The following is a 17,952-nucleotide window of genomic DNA, read 5'->3' on the forward strand; positions in this document are numbered from 1 at the left end:
TTGCGCGACCAGACGCGGATCATCTTCAACACGCTCATCACCTACGCCACCAGCGGCGCAAACGCGGTGGTGGGATTCCTGATGGTGCCTTTTCTGCTCAGCCATCTAGGAAAAGAAACCTACGGCGTGATCGGCGTAATTGCGGCACTACTGCGGTTCATCGTACTGATAGACGGAGGCATTCGTCCGGCGGCCACGCGTCAATTCACCCACTTCCTCTCCCAGCAGAACACGCTGCGAGCCAACCAGGTGGCCAGCACGGCGATGGTGCTTTACGCGCTGATCACTCTGGGATTTCTGGCAATCAGCGTCATTCTGGGCACGCCATTCTTACGCTGGATGAACGTACCGCTGCCGCTCCTACCCGAAAGCTCCACGGCCGTGATCCTGATTGCGTTCGCGCTGAGCATCTCCCTGCTCACCGCGCCCTTTGGCGCCGCACTGGCATCCCAGCTCCGCTACGACATCTCCCGGTACACCGAGATCGCGGGCTCGCTCTTACGGGCGAGTTTCATCGTCGTGGTCTTCCTGGCCTGGGACGCCCGTCTGTTCGTGTGGGCGCTCGGCTCGCTGGTCGCCTCTTTGCTCGGATTCTTCGTACTGCGGTATCAGGCCCGACGTCTCTGTCCCGAGCTGCAGATCAGACGCGAATTCGTGTCGCGAACGGGCTTTCGCGATCTCGCTAGTTTTGGGGCCTACACCTCGGTATCGCGTCTCGGCACCTGGCTTACCCAGAACAGCGGCCCGCTGGTCGTGAGCTTGTTCCTGGGTGTTTCGGCCGTAGCTCATTACACGCCGGCAATGGTTTTCGTCCTTTCTCTGGAACCCCTATCGCGCGCATTCATCTGGCAGCTCGTGCCTGTGATCACGCGCACGAACGCCACGGGCGATCTTGCACGGCTCCAACGCGTCCTGATCCGCGGTACTCGCTATACACTGCTTCTGTCGGGCGGTGCCGCAGTCTTCGTCGGCACGCTTGCCGACCCTATCGTCGCGGCCTGGCTGGGACAGGGATTCGAGGACACCGCCACGATTCTGAAGCTGTGGTGTGTTACTTCGGTGCTCTCGTCAGCAACGGGACCGGCGTGGACCTTGTTCGTCGGCATGGGCCGTCTGCGCCTGATGGCGGTCCTCAACCTTCTAGTGGCGTTTTTCGGCCTGGGACTTGGTGTGTGGCTGATGCAATCGACTCAGCTCGGCATCAGCGGGCCACCGATTGGCATGCTGGCAGCACAGTGCATTCTCTCGCCAATCTATATCGCCTACTCCGCACGAATCTGCCGGATCGGAGTGCTTCGGTATCTGCGCCACTCCTTTCTCGGCCCCGCCCTCTGCCTGGCCGCTCTGGCTCCGATGACGGTGCTCATCTCTGGAAGATGGGCGGACGAACCCTTATTGGCCCTCGTGCTCGCCGCGGCGGGGAGTATTCCTGTCTACCTGGGGCTGATCTGGCTCGTGGGATTGAGTCCGGACGATCGTCAGACAGCACGCGAATACCTCAGAGACGGTCTGAACCGAGTGTTCCGGAGTTCCGATAGTTAGAACGAGTCGCGTCGTGGTGATCTGGGTCGAAAAATGTGCCGACGCTCCACAACGCCTCAACCGACGCTGGAGAGCAACTCCTCATAGAGACGAACTTCCTCGGGGAACCGCTCTGCGAGACCGTGATCGATTTCTTGCTGCTGCGCCCGATGGGCGAGACCTTTGTCGATCTCATCGCGTCCGGGATAGATCGGATTGAACTTGTACCCTTCGAGCATCTGGGGCTCGTACTCCAGTCCCAAGAAGGCTGCGGCTCGACGCATCTCGGCTTCGGGGTTCTCGACGAGGCTTTCGTAGGCAACCACGAAGCAGCGCCTCGGTCCGATCTCGTCTTTCAGGCGGGACGTGATTCTCACCGTTTCGGCCCAGCGGTATGCGGCGAGTTCGAGTGTCTGGTGCCCGCGTTTGACGATCGATGAGAGCACATCGTTGCCGTCACGCAGAATCACCATCACGCGAGAATTCTCGAGGGCAAGGTAGTCCTCGATCGAGTAGACAGAAGACGGAGACTTGCGCAGTGGAAAGCCGAGTCGGCGCAACATTCGAACCCAGGCGGTGGCCTTGCGCCCGAAGTCGATCTGATTCGGGGTGCAGAGCTTGTTGCCGACGACACCCTTGCTCACGAGTTCAGAGATCGCAAAGGCTTCGTTTTCGATCAGCAGCGCCACTTCTGTATGGCGCCCTACCATCGATGCAAAAAGAGTGGTCCCACTGCGCGGTGCGCCGAGCATCAGGAGGTGAATCGTGTCCATTGGATCTCCAAGCCGTGGGGTCGCCTTCGGCGGGAGCGATAGTCTAGCAGGCCTCTGGGCAACACCTGATTGAGTGTGAGCTGTAGCCTCGACGGCCCAGACACCGTGGAAATTCCAAGCGGTCCAGCCGAGCAGATCCGGGCGCATCGCCTGGCTGAGGCCGGCGACGGATGGCGCTCGGCCTCGAAAGGAGGTCGGGTCCGCCCTACAATTCACGTCCGAAAGGCGAGCAGGCGGGGACGGTGCATGAAAGGGCAAGAGATGACATTCTCGACCGTGATCCCCGCCTTCAACGCGGAGAAGTTCATCTCCCGCGCTCTGCGCTCGGTCCTGGCCCAGACGCGGCTTCCAGATGAGATCCTCGTCGTCGATGACGGTTCGAGCGACAAGACGACCGAGATCGCCGAGAGCTTCGGGAGTGCAGTTCGCGTCATCCGCCAGGAAAACGGTGGCGCGTCGTCGGCGAGAAACCGCGGCATCGAGGAAGCGCGTTGCACGTACATCGCGTTGCTCGATGCAGACGACGAATGGCACCCCGCGCATCTCAGCAACGCCGCCGCCGTATTCGAAAACCACCCCGAGGTGTTGTGGTACGGGGCCGCCTACGACTGGGAAATCAGGAGCGGGGTGCGTCTGCAGACAGCACCCGACACCTCGAATCTAGTCGATGGAGACTATTTCGAAGACTACTTCCAGACGTTGGACAGCTGGTGCAACTCGACTCCAGCCACGGTGATCCACCGTGAAGTCTTCACCCGTGTCGGCAGTTTTGATACTGAACTGCTCATCGCCGAGGATCTCGATCTCTGGTTCCGCATCGGCCTCCATTTTCCCAGGATCGGTCATCGGCCTGGCGCCACGGTAACCGTCTGGGAAGTCGAAGGATCGCTGATGACGCAGGGACTCTTCACGCCCGACAGAGCCGTTGCGTTCATTCGCAGCTGCGCGAAGCGCGCACGCGCTCTCGGGCCCGAGGCGGAACGACGTTCGCTCCCGTTCATCGTGCGCTGGACCGTGGTCATCATGCGCAACGCCCTGATCGAGCGGGATGTTCCCGCACTGCGCGAGATCTCGCAGAGCTACGGGACTGCGATTCCGCTGCGCTGGCGTGCGATCAGCGCGATTGCGCTCTTGACGCCACAGCCGATCTGGCGCCTCCTGATGTCGGTCTGGGCTGCGACTCGCAGGACGCGACTGGAGTTGATACGCCGCCTCGGTACTCAGGGCGCGTCGAGATCATCGAACTGAAGCAGCCAGGGTCGAGGTTTCTCCAGAACAACTCCGCTGGAAGTGAGATCGCGAACTACGAAGTGCTGACGCTGGCGCTGCCACCAGAAACTGTGCTTCGGCAGTTGGCGCGCAAGTCGAAGTCGGACATCAACCAGCATCCTCGGCGTCAGGCGCGGGGTCGAGATGCGTCAACTCACAACCCAGATCGCGCAGATAGCGCGTGGCCACATTCTTCATGTCGACACCGGAAAGCGACGCCCTACTCGGCCCAAAGGTCGGCTTCTTCACATACAGGGCGATTCCGATCTGAAGTTCCGACAAGGAAGAGTCTCGGATCTCGACATCGGAAAGATCCTTGATTGCGATCCCGGTGTAGCCATCCCGGATCCGGTTGCGCACGACCCGTGCCCTGGTGCCTTCGCCCAGACTCATACCCTTGTCGCCGCAGCCCGTGATGGTGTTTCGTTCGATTGAAACATCGGACCCACTGAAATCGATTCCGTCACCGCCCGCATCGATCACACGGTTTCCAGATACGTCGCCGACGCAGAAGTCGCAGTCGAAAGCATCATCGCGCGAACGTTCGATCACGTTGTTCTCGACCCGCACCTCCGCGTACTTCAGGTTCAGGCCATCGTCAGCCAAAGCGTCTACGAAGCGGTTTTCGCGCAGGATCACAACGCCATCGTGGACAGCAAACGGAGAAGTAAAATGGGTCCGCTCGCTCGACGCGCCCTTGCCTCCGCGAATCCGCACATACTCCAGATGAACGCGGCTCGGCGCACTGCGCGTCCCCTGTACGGCGACCGCACCCCAATCCCGGCGACCCTTGATCCCACCCACGCGAATGGGCCGATCGGAGTTGCCAATCGCTTCTAGGTCGCCATGCAGAATCAGCGCAACGCCGCTTGCGAGTTGCAGATCGAGCCCGGGCGCGAAGCGAACATCTGTGTTCTCCGGAATCTCGACAGTGTGCTTCAACACGACTCGTCCGGGACCGAAAATCAGAAGATCGCCGCGTTGCTTCACATTGGCCAGACCGAGATTCAGCCTGACTTGCTCCACCATCGGCTGTTGGGGCGGACGCCCCTTGCCCGCCTCGATTGAAAACTCCGCGTCCGCAATCGGTTCCCCCGTTATCCCGTTACTCGCCGCGAATCCGACCAGCTTCGCGTCGATCGGGGCTTTTACCGCCACCACGGACCGGCCCGGCTCCGCCTGCCAAAGTCCATCCACGATTAGCGGCTGGTTCATCTGACGTTCCTCGAGTCCTCGCGGCCGTTCGAGTGTGTATCCGGTGATGCGAACGAATGACTTGGATGGATTCTCGAACTCAATCGCCACGCGCCCCGCAGGCAGCCTCCAGAAACGCGCGTGCATGTCTCGGCGTTCGAACAACAGACGCAGGAAATCGCGATTTCCCCGCAGGGCTTCGAGATAGTCCGCCTGGCGCTTCCGATCCAGTTCCAGGCTCATGTGGCGCCAGTCGTGACGCAGGGGTTCGGTCAACCTGTCGAACAGGTTTTGAGCGTGGTCGATCATCGGCTCCACGCGTTTCGTGATCAACTCCCAGGCACGCTGGTCCCGCAAACGACGAAACTCTGGAACACTGCAGAACGTCAGGCCGTAACCGCGGGCCAGAGTCTCACCCTCGACGTCGCGTTCTTGATTCAGGGGATACGCCGCATAGTCCCACGGGATGGGCTCGAATTTGCCTCGTGCAGGATCCCAGAACATTCGCAAGTTGTCGGGATGCCAGGCGTGGTTCGAGTGCAGGAGGAGCTTGAGAGCAGCCGCCCAGGCCCAGCGATCGACGTCCAGATAGTCGCGCAGGAATGACCACTGCGCGCAATGTGGTGCGGGCTCAGCCGCTTCCGCAGTATTGCAAGACTTGAGTCGCTCCATGGCCGGACCGGCCTTGTCGTAGGCTGCGCCCTGCTTGCCGAAGAGCTGACCGTAGCCCGAAAAGATAAAGCCCTCCGGTCGCCCCGTGCGATCCACCATGCTGCGACCAAAGTGTTCGATCTCCTGGAAGAGACCCACCGTCCTGGAGTTGACCCGAAGTACCACGAAACGGCTTTCCCAGGTCAGGATTCCGTAGCGTTCCAGTTCCCAGTTGGTGGTCACGTCGACGGTAAGACCCTTGTCGTAGGGATCCGTAAGGTTGATCTGGCGCTTGCCTTCGAAGAGTCGATCCTTCGGAAACTTCAGACGCAGCGAGGGACGGTTCTTCAAATAGTGTGTGCTGTACAAACCGCGCAACTTCACCTGGATCGGACGCCAGCCTTCGGCATCTCGGAATTGCGCGGGTACGTAGTCGCGCGGGATGTCGGTAGAGATGTGTTGGGCGGTCACACGTTCGGCAATCGTCTGAAGTGCCTTCATGCCCTTTGGATCGATCCTCAGATCGTACACACGCAAGCCGCTTTCGAGCAGCGCCTGGCTGGCCCTGGGACGCGGTATCTGATCGTTGGTATTCAGGACGATCGTGCGCAGGGGATCGCTCCAGCGCAAAGCTTCGGCCCCCCGAACGCCTACGCGAGCTTCGCCGTATGCCAGATAGCGCTGGACGTACTCGCCGCCGAAGAACAACACGGCGATGGCGAAGGCCGCGGCCCCGATTGCGACGAGAACTCTGAGCTTGGCGGACTTCTCCGGGCGCCCCGTGTAGACGCCGTCGAAGAGGTCCCTAGAATGGGGCATGCTGGTCGCTCTGATAGATCGAGAGGTTCACGACTCCCTCGACCGCGCGCAGCCTCCGTTCGACATCTTCGGGCTGCTTGGCCGGATCCGGCCGCACCACATAGACGTTGGTCTCCTCATCATCCCCGAAATCGAGGATCCGATTGATCAGACGTGACTCGCGGAATGCATCATCGATTTCGGCTTCGATCTTCCGGAGCGTCTCCTCATCGGTCTTGTATGTGACTCGAAGCACGCTCTCCAGCTTCTGCTTGATCCCGTAGTCGAACCAGTACAGAGCGAGCAACAACGCGGACAGAAAGAACGTCATGCCGATGGACGCGAGATAGAACTGCGTTCCGCAACCCATCCCGGCGATCATCGCTGTGAAGAGAAAGCCGGTATCCCGAGAATCCTTGACGGCGGTGCGAAAACGGATGATGGACAGCGCGCCGACGAGACTGAAGGCTCGCGCGATATTGCTTCCGATGATCATCATGACCACACTGGTCGCCACGGCCATCATGAACATGGTCACAAGGAAGGACTGGGAATAGCTCGTGCCGCGATGCGTGAAGCGATAGACGTGAGCCAGCACAAAGGCGAGCAGTGTCGACACGGTCATCGCGAGAAAGAGGTCGGGGGTGCTGAAGATATCCGTTTGCGACGGCTGAAACAGCTTGTCGAGGAAATAGTTCGACTCTTCGCTCATGCGTAAACTCCCGAACCGTTGAGCTCGTGAAGACGAAGTACTTCTACGGCGGTGATGTATTTCGGAATCGTCTGCTGTTTGAGTTCAGCGCGCACGATTCCCTGGTGAATCCAGCCTGGAATGCCTTTGGTCGCCTTAACCTCGAGGATCATCAGCGTTTCGGGCATCAGGTGTCGCGACCGGTTCAAGAGTAGCCCGGGTGTCAGCCTCTCGCCGGGAAACAGGCCGATCAAATTGCTGTCGAACGTGACGCGGATGTCGCCTTCGACAACCCCTTCATAGGCCTCGCGTTGATAGTAGGTCTGAGCCGAAGCGCGCAGATGGTAGCGTTCTTTGAGGGTCAGGAAGGAATTCTTCATGACGGGATCGTCGAAGTGCCAGTTGTCGGGATCCAAATGAATGGAAGGGTCGAAGTCTCGGATCTGATAGCGGTACTTCTGCACCTGATCGTTGAACCGGTGCTTGATCTCTAGAAACGCGGTAGTGCCTTTGCGGTAGAGCATGTCGTAGACGCGCAGCCGGACCTTGTTGCGCTTCTGCGTACCCGCGAGTTTCTCTTCATAGAAGTCGAGGTGAGGAGAATCGTAGTACTGACTGAGAATCGGCGCCATCGCGTGCTCGTCTGTAAACGGTGCTCGTACCAGGTGGCGGCTCCAGTGTGCAAGCAGCATCTCCCGGACGCTGTGGTGCACCAGGAACTTCAACTCGTCGCGAAACGGCCGAATGATCGAACTCATCTTCAGAGTTCCCCCGTTTCTAGACCAAGACCAGCAACGGCCGACCGTCGCCTCGTAAACTCGACGCGAACCCGCTCCTCTCGCTGATGCAGAACCGCGTCAGTTCGCAATGCAGCCCTCAACGAGCGGGCGAAATCGGGAAAGTCCGCGGCCAGATCAAGCTCGTCTACCTTGGACAAGGGTGAGTCATCCGCGCCACGCCAGTCCCCCTCACTCCAGCGACGCGCGCGCTCGTCGGTCACCTCCAAGGGCCGGCGACCGGACTTGGCCTCGAACAACTCCGGCAACGAGATCGGTAAGGGCAAGAGGCTGAGATCATGAGGTTCGAGATTGGACATCAACAGGGCCGTTTCGGGGAGAGGGTTTTTCCGGGCCAGCCAGGCAAGCCGTGCACTCGGCGCGCGCAGTTGCGGAAAGCTGCCGGACGCGACGGCACCCATGTAGATTCCCGGCGCATCGTCGAAGCGAGTATCGACCACATTCACGCGATCGCCCTGGACGGTGAGGATCTCACGCAAGATTCCGCTGCCTCCGTCCTTCTTGCGCTCGTCGAAGGGCAACCCGACCCGCAGATACAAGCCCTGATACACGCGATCGACGTGCAACTGGGTCCATTCGACGCGCGGCAAGGCGAGTTCAGGGTTCCGCTCGCGTACGAACTCGTACAGATAGGGATACGTCCAGTCCGCAACACTCAGAGCTGGAACGAAGAACACGGTGCCCTTGCCGCGTCGTTTGGATTGAACCAGCCAGCGATCGCCCAGACCGTCTTCGCCAGTGATGCGGAAGATCTTCCACTTTCGGCCGGGCTGCCCGCGATCCGAACGACGCATGGTGGAGTCGCGGCGATCCACGACGTAACCGGATCCGCGCTCGGTCGTGTGAAACATGAGGAATGTATTGGCGAAACCAGAGGCCTCGACGTCCAGATTGGCCATGCGAGCGGCGCGGTTTGCCGGTCCGAGCCAGGCCACGAGACCCAGGCTCAAGACCAGGGCAAGCGCGGCCGGCCACAGGGTTCTGAGTTGGATCAAAGTCGGCTCCGGGCTCCTGAGCGATGCTCAAAACTGAGCATCTCCGAGCAATTAGGAAATCGAAGAGAGCACCGCAAGAAGCTCCCGGGCTAGTCTGGAGAGACGTTGAAACGATCGACGTAGGCGCGCGCCGTCATCCCGAACTGGAGCCAGAAATAGGCGGCGATCGGTTTGGTGTAGAGAAAACCCGTCGATGTGAGGTTGGCGACGGCCACCCACGCGGTTACACCGATGAACATGGTGCCCATACCGCGTTCAGGCGTGTTGGACGACCAAAGCCTGAGCCCGTGCAATCCGCAGGAACCGAACAGCCAGGCAAGTACGGCCAGCCCGATCAGGCCCGTCTCGGCCGCCATCTTGACCGGTAGGCTGTGCGCATCCTTCATCTTGAGCAGACCGTATTTTGCTCCCCACTCCGGTGTTTTTAGCGTGAAGTAGTGCAGACCGTGTCCCCATATGGGCGAAGCCTGGAACATTTCGAGACCCACGCTGTAGGTCACGACGCGAGCCGCCGCCGAGCCCTCAAGGTTCTCACCCCCCGGAATCCGGTAGACGGTCTGGCCGCGATTTTGAGTCACGCCAGATACGCGATCCTGGACGATACTCGGCAGAAACGGGAACGCGATCGTGGCCGCGAGCACGAGTCCGACAAAGCCCACCCCGAGCATCTGTCGGTTCACGAAGAGAAGGAACAAGGCATGCGATGCGAGCAGCGCGAGCCAATTCCCCCGCGACAGACTCAGCACGATCGCGACGCCGCTCAACCCGTAGGCAACCAGATGAAACAGGCGTTTGACGGGGCTGAGGTCCTTGGCGTGGAGCACCAGATACAGCGACGCAAACATGGTCGTGCCGATCACCTGCGCCATGGCGTTGGGATCGTCGAGCAACCCATGCGCACGACTGCCGTCGCTCTTTGGATGGATCGGAATGAAGTAATCGAAGATGCCGAAGACGGCGACCGTGAGGCCCGCAAACGAGATCGCTTGAATCAGACGCCGCCGATCTTTCGGATCACCGAAGAACCAGAATGCGGGAAAGAACAGGAAGGAGGTAAACACCATGCTCTTGAAAATCTGGAAGACCTTCCAGAGCGCAGACTCGCCGCCGGCCAACTGCACGCTTCGAACCCAGGGCAGGGCCAGGAGGAAGGCGAACAGGATCATGCCGATGAAAGCAACCACCGGCCCCGTGTAGCGCACCGGGGGGAAATGCACGCCGTAGCGCAAGAAAGTAAAAGCCATTGCGAGACCGACGAGGAGGGTCTCTGTGTTCAGACCTGGAACAGGCAGACGTGGCGCCCAGAGGTTGATCGGGTAGATCGCCGCGATGGCGATCACGCCCCAGACAGGCTTGTAAAACAACAGAACGAGGGCGATGAACGCTAACGCGCCCGCAGGGAACTGCAGTACCTCCGCCATCCTCGATCGTCCTCCTATTGCCACTCTGGCGCGCGCCCGTCCGTGGCGCATCCGAGTGGGTTCTCAATGGGCGGTTGACTCTTTTGCAGATTCGGTGCCATGCCTGCCCTGCACCGTCAATCAGCCTGTGGCACGCTCCCGTTGAGGGACCTCGGACTCGGCTGTCAACGACTCGTTCAAAGCAGAATCGGCATCCGCCTCGAGGCGCTTGACGCGGCGCTCCAACATCTGCAACGCGAGATAGCCGCCCGCCAACAGCGCGATCCACAGGCCCCAGCGAACCCCCGAACTGGCCGTCCGGGTCCAAAGTCCCAGCGCGCCCAGCGCTGCCGAAAGAATGTAGAGTGCGATCAGGATCTGTTGCACGCTCCATCCAGCCCTGAGCAGCAGATGGTGCACGTGGCCTCGATCCGCACGGAACATCGCCCGGGCAACCTCGATCAGACGCAAGCCGCTCTCACCCGGATCTCTCACATACGAAATCGCCCGGCGAATCGCGCTGCGAATCATGTCGAGCAACGGCACGCCCAGGATCAGAAGCGGTACGACAAGGGCTACGGCCGCGGTCGCCTTCTGGTATGCGGCCATCGAGAGTACGGCCGTCGTGAAACCAATCCCCATCGATCCGGCATCGCCCAGAAAGATGCGAGCCGGAGGCAGGTTGAAGCGCAGGAACCCAGCGAGCGCGCCGGAAAGCGCCAATGCGGCGATGACCGGCACCGTGGCGCCATTGTCATGCGCGAGCAAGAAAACCGTAAGAGCGACGATGATCGACACTCCGGACGCCAGACCGTCCATTCCATCCATGAGATTGAAAGCATTGGTGACGACGACGATCCAACCCACGGTCATCAGGAAGGACAGCGCACCGCCCGAACTGATCATCCAGCCAAAGGGAAGCGAGATCGCATCGATGCGAAAACCGAGTCCCCAGGCAAGTGCACCGACCCCGATCTGCGCGACCAGCTTCAGTACGGGTGCCATGTCCCGGAAATCGTCGTACAAACCGACCGCCACCATCGCGAAAGCCCCGACGGCGAGAGCGGAAAGCGAGCCCGGACCCCAGAGCCCCGCTCCGACGTCTGGCACGACCGGGATGATCAACAGCAGACCGAGGACGATCGAGATGAAGACCGAAACCCCACCCACAAGTGGCGTGGCGGATTGATGCTGCTTGCGCACATCCGGCTGGTCCAGCCAGCCCTGCCGATGCGCGAGGCGGATCAGCAGAGGTGTGAGGACCAGGACCAGCAGCCATGGCGCAATCAGAATGGGGCCGAACGTCTGCATACCGTTAGGATCTCACAGTTTCCCGAAGGCCGGCGTTCATTTCTTCGACCCGGCGAGTTCCCGGATCAGTCCTTGCCGTAAGTACCATACGGGGACTGCTTCGCCTCACAACGGTTGAACACGGTCCCGATCAACTTGCTCGTGTCGAGGCGCTCGAGGGCCGCATCCACGTCGGCGCGGCTTACGCTACCCGCGCCAACGACGAAGAGCGCTGCATCACAGGCGTCCAGGAGACTTACCGAGTCCGCCAGCCCGAGGACCGGCGGCGCATCGATGATGATCATCTCGAAATGGCCGGCGAGTTCCTCGAGCAGTTGGGCCATTCTCGCCGAACCGAGGAGTTCGGAGGGATAGGTCGGTAGCGCTCTCACCGGCAGAACCGAAAGACGCGAATCGGGCAGTTCGATGAGCGCGTCCGATAGCTTCGCATCCGTCTCCAGTACCTCGGCGAGACCCACTTCGGACGTCGGACCAAAGACCTTGCTGACTCCCGGTGTGCGGAGATCTGCATCGACCAGGCATGTCTTCATTTCACGGTCCATGCCGAACGACAGGGCCAGATTGATGGCAGTCGTGGTCTTGCCTTCATCGGGACGAGCCGAAGTAATCACGAGACTTGCGATCGTTCGCGTGCGACGCACCGACTGGATACGCGCTCGTAGCGTTCGGTACTCCTCGGTGACGTTTGACGCGGTGCTCCCGATCAGGACTCGTGGTCGCTGCGCTTCAAGAGAATGATCTTCTTTTCCGCGTTCCGTGCGGATGCGCAGCTTCTTGCGCGCGCGGCGTTCGCGGCGAGTTTCCTCGCGGGGTTTTCGGATCTCGGTACGCTTCGAAGGCGCTGAAACGCTCCCCCTGTCGGTCGCGGTACCAGAACCCTCGCGCAACAGGGGCGTCGCCGTACTGGCTACGCTGCTGCGCTGTTGCTCGGCTCTTTGCAGGGCATCGTGAATCTTTCCCATGTCTTGACCTCTTTCCCTACAGCTCGCCTAGAGCGCCTGCTCTCGGGGTCCGTCGCCACCCGAACATTCTCCTAATCCAACCCTCGGATGGCTCGTTGCCGATCTCGTCCGATACAACAACAGCCTCTTCTTTCGGCGCTGGTTTCGCTTCGTCATCCAGAAGGCCCATGTCACGGGCGGCCTTCTCGATCGTCGCCGGTGTGACCCTTTCGTCGACCGAGGCGTAGGCCGTGAGCAATGCGTTGTCACACAAAACGTTGATCACGCGCGGAATCCCAGCCGTCAACTTGAACACCAATCGCAGAGCCGCGTGGGTGAACACATCACCGCTACTATTGCCCGCCACCATCATCCGCTCATTCACGTAGGTTGCAGTTTGATGAGCATCCAGAGATTGGATCGTATGCCGTAACTCGACCCTCTGGCGCAGCTGGCGCAACTTGGACTGCTCGAGCTTTTCGTGGAGTTCCGGCTGCCCGACCAGGATGATCTGCAGGAGTTTTGACTGCGGCGTCTCCAGATTCGAGAGCATGCGAATCTCTTCGAGCAGTTCATCGGAGAGGTTCTGCGACTCGTCGATCACGAGCAATGTCTGCTTGCCTTTGCGCAATCGTTCGATCAGATGATGATTCAAACGCCGCAGAGCGGTGCTCTTGCGAAACGGCTCCACAGACTCCAGATCGAGTTCATCGAGCATGCAGGCAAAGAAGTCGTCGATCCCAAGCGCGGTATTGAACAGATACACGGCCTGCACATCGTCGCTGAGTTTCTGCAGCAGAGCGTTGACGATCGTCGTCTTGCCGGTGCCCACTTCACCTGTGAGAACGATGAAGCCCTTGCGCTCATTGACCGCGTAGATCAGGGTCGCGAGGGCTTCCTGATGGCTCTCTGACATATAGAGAAACCGCGGATCGGGATTGACGCGGAACGGATCCGCTGAGAAGCCAAAGTGTTCGTTATACATGGGCAACCATCACAGCTACCGTCGCAGCTTTTGGAGTCACCTGAGTTACTTTCTTGGCGTCGGCGCGAGTCGCAAAGTACAGAATCGTTCCTCCAATGAGGAGAGCCGCCAGGATCGCGGCACTCGACGCGCTCCACGCCCAGACGCGTCTTCGCGAATGATCCTTGGGAAACTCTACGGACGGCACAGCTGCAAGCACGGGCATGCCGAGCGCCTTCTGCACATCGGCGACGCTGTGGAACGTCTGATCTGAGAGTTCGCGAATAACCAGCAACGCCAGGCCTGCGATCACGCCGAGCAATGTTCCGGCGATGAACCAGAGCGGCCGATTCGGCTTGAAGGGAGAGGTCGGCGGTACGGCGGACTCCACGATCTTGAAGCGCTCGCCCTTGTTGGCGAGTTCGATGGTGCGACCCATGTCGGCGTCGACTTTCTTGAGCTGGATCGCGCGAATCGCGGTGTGCAGTGTCTCGTAGCCCTTGGTCAGATGGTCGAGTTCCGCCTGGCGTCGCGGCGTGTTCTCGATGCGCTGCTCGAGGTCGGCGATCTCCGCCTTGAGTCGCTCGACTTCACCCGCGTACACGCGCTGACTGACCTCGTAGTCGCGCGCCTCGTTTTTCAGCTTGACCATGGAAATTGAAGTCGGAGCCGGAGCCTCAGCCTGATCGACGATCATGGCCTCGAGAGCGGCGATCTCGGCGCGTACAAGTCGTACATCGGGATGCTTGTCGGTCTTGCCCTGCGAGATGATGCTCGTCAGTGTCAGTTCGAGCGCCTTCTTTCGGTCTTCGGGATCGCTCGGACCGCCCGCTGCAGCAGCGTTCATCTCCTGGATCTGTTGTTCCAGTAGCCGCGTCTGGTTGCGAGCTGTCTCGAGCTTCGCCTCGTGCGCGGCCAGATCCATGCGCGTGCGCTCCAGACGCTCACGGTTCAGGAGCAACTGCTCGGGTAGCTCGCCCTGGAAGTTCTCTTTGTAGTCCGTGATCTGACGGCCGACATCGGCGAGTTCGGTGCGCGCCTTGCCGAGTTCCTGCTCGAAGAACTCGGTCGTGCCTTCAGCCATGCTCGCGCGATCTCTGAGGTTGGCCGAGATGAAATCGCGGGTCAGCCGGTTCGTGACCTCAGCAGCGATCTTCGGCTTGTCCCAACTGAACGCGATTCGGAAAGAGTTCAGCTCGACCAGCTTGCGCGGATCGTAGATGGCGGGCGGCAGCGGCGCGACCGTGATGCGCGCGCGCAGGTCATCGATCAGGTCTTCGCGCGGAGCGGTCTCGCCCTCGAAGAGCTTGAATTCGTCGATTACCTCGTTGAGGTTGTCGCGGGCCAGAACCTGTAGGCGAAGGTTCTCGTAGCGAGCCTCAGTGGGGGCTGTAATCGTGGTATGTGCCAGTTCGGGTGGGATGACCTGTGGTTCGACCGCAACAGTCGCTTCGGCTTCGTACTCGGCAGGCAATACCATGGCCAGAACAGCCGAGAAGACCATCGCGATCCCAACCGGTACCAGAAACCACCAGATTCGACGGCGGAAGACCTGAACCAGATCCCCGAGACTCAGCCCGAGTTCGCCCTGTACGTCTCTCGTCGCCATCGTATCCCTTTCCCGAACCGTCTTCCGGTCCAGCCATTCCTGCTGCTGCTCAATCTATCTGGACGCCCCACCAACCGAGCGGAAATCGGCAACCGATCGGCAGAAACGGGTGGTTCTTCAACCCGGTTCAAACGCCGTTGGAGCGATCGATAACTGCCTCCGGGAACTGCCCTTGGCATCCGGAACTCTCATGATGCCACAAGCGTGCCAACGCACGGACGGCGCTAGCCCCGGAAAAATGGGGGGAGTGTGAATCGCGTTACATATTACGGGAATTCCACAACCACTGGGTGGACGATTCCAGTGGTATTTGCCGCGGTTAGACGGCAAGACCCGCAACCCGATTCAGACCCGCACGCATCTCGGCCATCGAGAATCCGGAGGCCCCTGCAATCGGCCTCGAACGCTCATCGAGTTTTCACGACACCCGGCAAGAGGGCACGGAAACCTCTGAAAAACGGCGAGAATCCGGACCATCGGCCTATTCGGCCAGCCCACAGTCCTTGATCTTCTGGAGCAGCGTTTTGTAACTGACTTCCAGGATCTTCGCAGCCTTCTTGCGGTTCCAGTTGGTCTGGTAGAGGACCTTCTTGAGGGCCTCACGCTCGGCATCCCGGGCCGCTCGGCGACCGATCTCTCGCAACGGAACCACCCCCCCGTCCTGGAGATCGAGTTCCAGGAGTTCTGGCAGCACCGGCGGCGACTCCTCCCTCGCATGCATCCTCGCAGGCATCCCCGCAGGCGATGCGGCGGTCCCCGCCCCGCCCGGGAGCCCGAAGATCTCGTCCGCAATCGTGTCCTCGTTCTGCAATACCACGATGCGCTTTATCATGTTCTCGAGTTCGCGGACGTTGCCCGGCCAGTCGTAGCTGGCAAATCCCTTCGTCAAGCGATCTGAGAGTGGAACCAGTTCACGGCTGTACTTGCGCGAATACACCTTCAGGAAGTGATCGCTAAGGATAGGAATCTCTTCCCGGCGTTCGCGCAGAGGCGGGACCCATACATTAACTACGTTCAGGCGGTAGTAGAGATCCTCGCGGAAACCGCCCGACTGGACCATTTCTTCGAGATTGCGATTCGTTGCCGCCACCACGCGCACGTCGACTCGCACGTCGGTATCACCCCCGAGTCGCGAGAACTCTCCGTCCTGCAGTACCTGCAGCAACTTTGCCTGCAACTTCGGGCTCATCTCCCCGATCTCGTCCAGGAACATGGTGCCGCCGCTCGCGACTTCAAACTTGCCGGCCTTGCGCGAGGAAGCACCTGTAAATGCTCCCCGCTCGTAGCCAAAGAGTTCACTCTCGAGCAACTCTTCGGGTAAAGCTGCGCAGTTTACTTTGACGAACCGGGCATCCTTGCGCGTCGAGAGCTCATGCGTCGTACGTGCGACGACCTCTTTACCCACCCCGCTCTCTCCGTGGATCAGGATCGTCACGTCCGCGTCGGAAACCTGCTCCAGAATATCGCGGATGCGCGTCATCTTGTCGGAGACCCATTGGAACTTGACGGAATCCGATTCCTCTCGTTCACGCAACTGCTCGCGCAGATGCTCGGTCTCCGCCTTCAGGGTCTCGGATTCGAGCACCTTCTTCAGAGCGATCTCTAGTTCTTCTTCCTCAAAAGGCTTGTTGATGTAATCAGCAGCCCCCAGATTCATCGCGTCGACAACGGTTCCGGCCTTGCCCACCACGGAGAGCATGATCACGGCCACGTCCGGCAGGAGTTGCTTGATCTTGCGCAGCGTCTCCAGGCCATCCATGCCCGGCATCATGACGTCGAGAATCACGACGTCGGGGCGGGCCCCACCGTTGAGAATTTCCATGGCTTTCAGACCATCCTGCGCAAGAAGCACGTCGTAACCGCGCATTGGCAAGAGGTTCTTCAGATACGTGCGAATGACCTCCGCGTCATCGACGACGAGTACCTGCTTGCGTTGCGGGACGGTACGGGCGACTCCAGGTCTCGACATGGCGACCTCCTACGCCTCCGGCCTGCTCAGGGGCAGTGTGACGCGAAACAGCCCGCGACCAGCTGAGGGAACCGCTTCAATCGCGCCCCCGTGCATTTGGATGATGCGTGCGCAGATCGCGAGCCCGAGGCCGACACCTCCCGATCGCGCGTCCTTTCCGCGAACGAAAGGCTCGAAGATGCTGTGCACGTCTTCAGGAGCGATTCCGGGCCCATGGTCGGCGACGGCGACGGTTACGAAGGGCCCGTCGTCTAGTTCGATGACGGAAGCCTGAAGAGAGACGTGTCCGTCCTCCGGCGAATGCGCAACGGCATTGCTGATCAGATTCACGAACACCTGCTCGAGCCGATCCGGGTCGGCCTGCAGATGGGCGTCGTCGAGGTCCTCCAACGCCAGGTCGACCTTGATTCCGGCATCGTCGAGCAATGGGCGCGCAGTTGCGACGGCTTGAACGAGAACCTCGCGCAGATGAACAGGCTTGCGCACGACAGGCAGGGGTTGGCCGCCAGTCTGGTTCGAGAGTTCGAGTAGATTGTCGAGCATCAGGAGCACGCGCTCGGTAGATCGCCGCGCCTCACTGGCAAATGACCATTGGTCAGGATTGAGCACACCGTGGCGCTCGCTGAGGAGCATGCGCAGATAACCTCGCACGACCGTCATTGAGGTTCGCACCTCGTGCTCGACCATGCCGACACATTCCCCACTCAACGGCAGATCACTGGCCTGTTGAACCCGGTTGGCCTGCTGAATCCTGTCTGGGCATTCGACTGGAGAATCGGCCCCCGCTGTCGCGAGTTGGCTTGAGGTTCGGTCTCTGGGCGTCGATGGTGTGCTCATCCACTTCTCTATCGGGTTCCAGGATCACTCAGCTTACCCAAGAGTGAACCTTTTTTTCCTCTTTTCCTTGGACCCAGAGCGTCTCGGCGCATTCAAACGCATGCAGACGTTCTTGTCGAGTGGGCATTTTCGCTCCACTTTTGTCTCTTTTTGCGGCTTTCCGGACCCCGCTCGGGAGCGGGAGAGGCCCAACTTCTGGGAAATCCGGATCCGCTGGCGCTGCTGGCCGCTT

General features: G+C 60.3%; 14 protein-coding genes. 2 read left to right on the forward strand and 12 right to left on the reverse strand.

Annotated elements, in window-relative coordinates:
* Nucleotides 1-1,542, forward strand: a complete 1,542-nt coding sequence (locus GY725_10420) for an oligosaccharide flippase family protein (protein ID MCP4004599.1) — start codon at nucleotides 1-3, stop codon at nucleotides 1,540-1,542.
* Between the two features lie 56 nt (nucleotides 1,543-1,598).
* Here the strand turns inward: GY725_10420 and GY725_10425 are convergent, their stop codons facing one another.
* The gene (locus GY725_10425) at nucleotides 1,599-2,294 is read right to left on the reverse strand and encodes a sulfotransferase (protein ID MCP4004600.1); all 696 of its coding nucleotides are present in this window, start codon (nucleotides 2,292-2,294) and stop codon (nucleotides 1,599-1,601) included.
* A 246-nt stretch (nucleotides 2,295-2,540) separates the two neighbouring features.
* On the opposite strand from GY725_10425, the gene GY725_10430 reads away from it, so the two are divergent.
* A complete protein-coding gene (locus GY725_10430; GenBank protein ID MCP4004601.1) occupies nucleotides 2,541-3,542 on the forward strand; it encodes a glycosyltransferase family 2 protein in 1,002 nt (333 codons plus the stop codon).
* A 129-nt stretch (nucleotides 3,543-3,671) separates the two neighbouring features.
* Here GY725_10430 and GY725_10435 read toward each other — a convergent pair whose 3' ends face one another.
* The 11 genes from GY725_10435 to GY725_10485 all read right to left on the reverse strand — a co-directional run bounded on the left by GY725_10435 (nucleotide 3,672) and on the right by GY725_10485 (nucleotide 17,591).
* Complete coding sequence (locus tag GY725_10435; protein MCP4004602.1) at nucleotides 3,672-6,227, reverse strand: hypothetical protein; 2,556 nt, start codon at nucleotides 6,225-6,227, stop codon at nucleotides 3,672-3,674.
* On the reverse strand, nucleotides 6,214-6,918 hold the full coding sequence (locus GY725_10440) for a DUF4956 domain-containing protein (GenBank protein ID MCP4004603.1): 705 nt from the start codon (nucleotides 6,916-6,918) through the stop codon (nucleotides 6,214-6,216). Before GY725_10440 ends, GY725_10435 begins: the two co-directional genes overlap by 14 nt.
* Nucleotides 6,915-7,655, reverse strand: coding sequence for a polyphosphate polymerase domain-containing protein (locus GY725_10445; GenBank protein ID MCP4004604.1), 741 nt, complete (start codon nucleotides 7,653-7,655; stop codon nucleotides 6,915-6,917). Before GY725_10445 ends, GY725_10440 begins: the two co-directional genes overlap by 4 nt.
* Nucleotides 7,656-7,657: 2 nt before the next feature.
* Nucleotides 7,658-8,689, reverse strand: coding sequence for a hypothetical protein (locus tag GY725_10450; protein ID MCP4004605.1), 1,032 nt, complete (start codon nucleotides 8,687-8,689; stop codon nucleotides 7,658-7,660).
* A gap of 89 nt (nucleotides 8,690-8,778) precedes the next feature.
* On the reverse strand, nucleotides 8,779-10,110 hold the full coding sequence (locus GY725_10455; protein MCP4004606.1) for an O-antigen ligase family protein: 1,332 nt from the start codon (nucleotides 10,108-10,110) through the stop codon (nucleotides 8,779-8,781).
* A 120-nt stretch (nucleotides 10,111-10,230) separates the two neighbouring features.
* Nucleotides 10,231-11,400, reverse strand: coding sequence for an undecaprenyl/decaprenyl-phosphate alpha-N-acetylglucosaminyl 1-phosphate transferase (locus GY725_10460; protein MCP4004607.1), 1,170 nt, complete (start codon nucleotides 11,398-11,400; stop codon nucleotides 10,231-10,233).
* A gap of 65 nt (nucleotides 11,401-11,465) precedes the next feature.
* Complete coding sequence (locus GY725_10465) at nucleotides 11,466-12,362, reverse strand: CpsD/CapB family tyrosine-protein kinase (protein ID MCP4004608.1); 897 nt, start codon at nucleotides 12,360-12,362, stop codon at nucleotides 11,466-11,468.
* Between the two features lie 16 nt (nucleotides 12,363-12,378).
* Complete coding sequence (locus GY725_10470; GenBank protein ID MCP4004609.1) at nucleotides 12,379-13,326, reverse strand: AAA family ATPase; 948 nt, start codon at nucleotides 13,324-13,326, stop codon at nucleotides 12,379-12,381.
* Nucleotides 13,319-14,914: a hypothetical protein gene (locus GY725_10475; protein ID MCP4004610.1), complete on the reverse strand. Its 1,596-nt coding sequence runs from the start codon at nucleotides 14,912-14,914 to the stop codon at nucleotides 13,319-13,321. Before GY725_10475 ends, GY725_10470 begins: the two co-directional genes overlap by 8 nt.
* A gap of 481 nt (nucleotides 14,915-15,395) precedes the next feature.
* Nucleotides 15,396-16,883 carry a sigma-54-dependent Fis family transcriptional regulator gene (locus tag GY725_10480; protein MCP4004611.1) on the reverse strand — a complete coding sequence of 496 codons (1,488 nt, stop codon included), beginning with the start codon at nucleotides 16,881-16,883 and terminating at the stop codon, nucleotides 15,396-15,398.
* Nucleotides 16,884-16,892: 9 nt separating this feature from the next.
* The gene (locus tag GY725_10485) at nucleotides 16,893-17,591 is read right to left on the reverse strand and encodes a HAMP domain-containing histidine kinase (protein ID MCP4004612.1); all 699 of its coding nucleotides are present in this window, start codon (nucleotides 17,589-17,591) and stop codon (nucleotides 16,893-16,895) included.
* Between the last annotated feature and the right edge of the window lie 361 nt (nucleotides 17,592-17,952).

It is taken from the genome of bacterium (assembly GCA_024226335.1).
GTDB lineage: Bacteria > Myxococcota_A > UBA9160 > SZUA-336 > SZUA-336 > JAAELY01.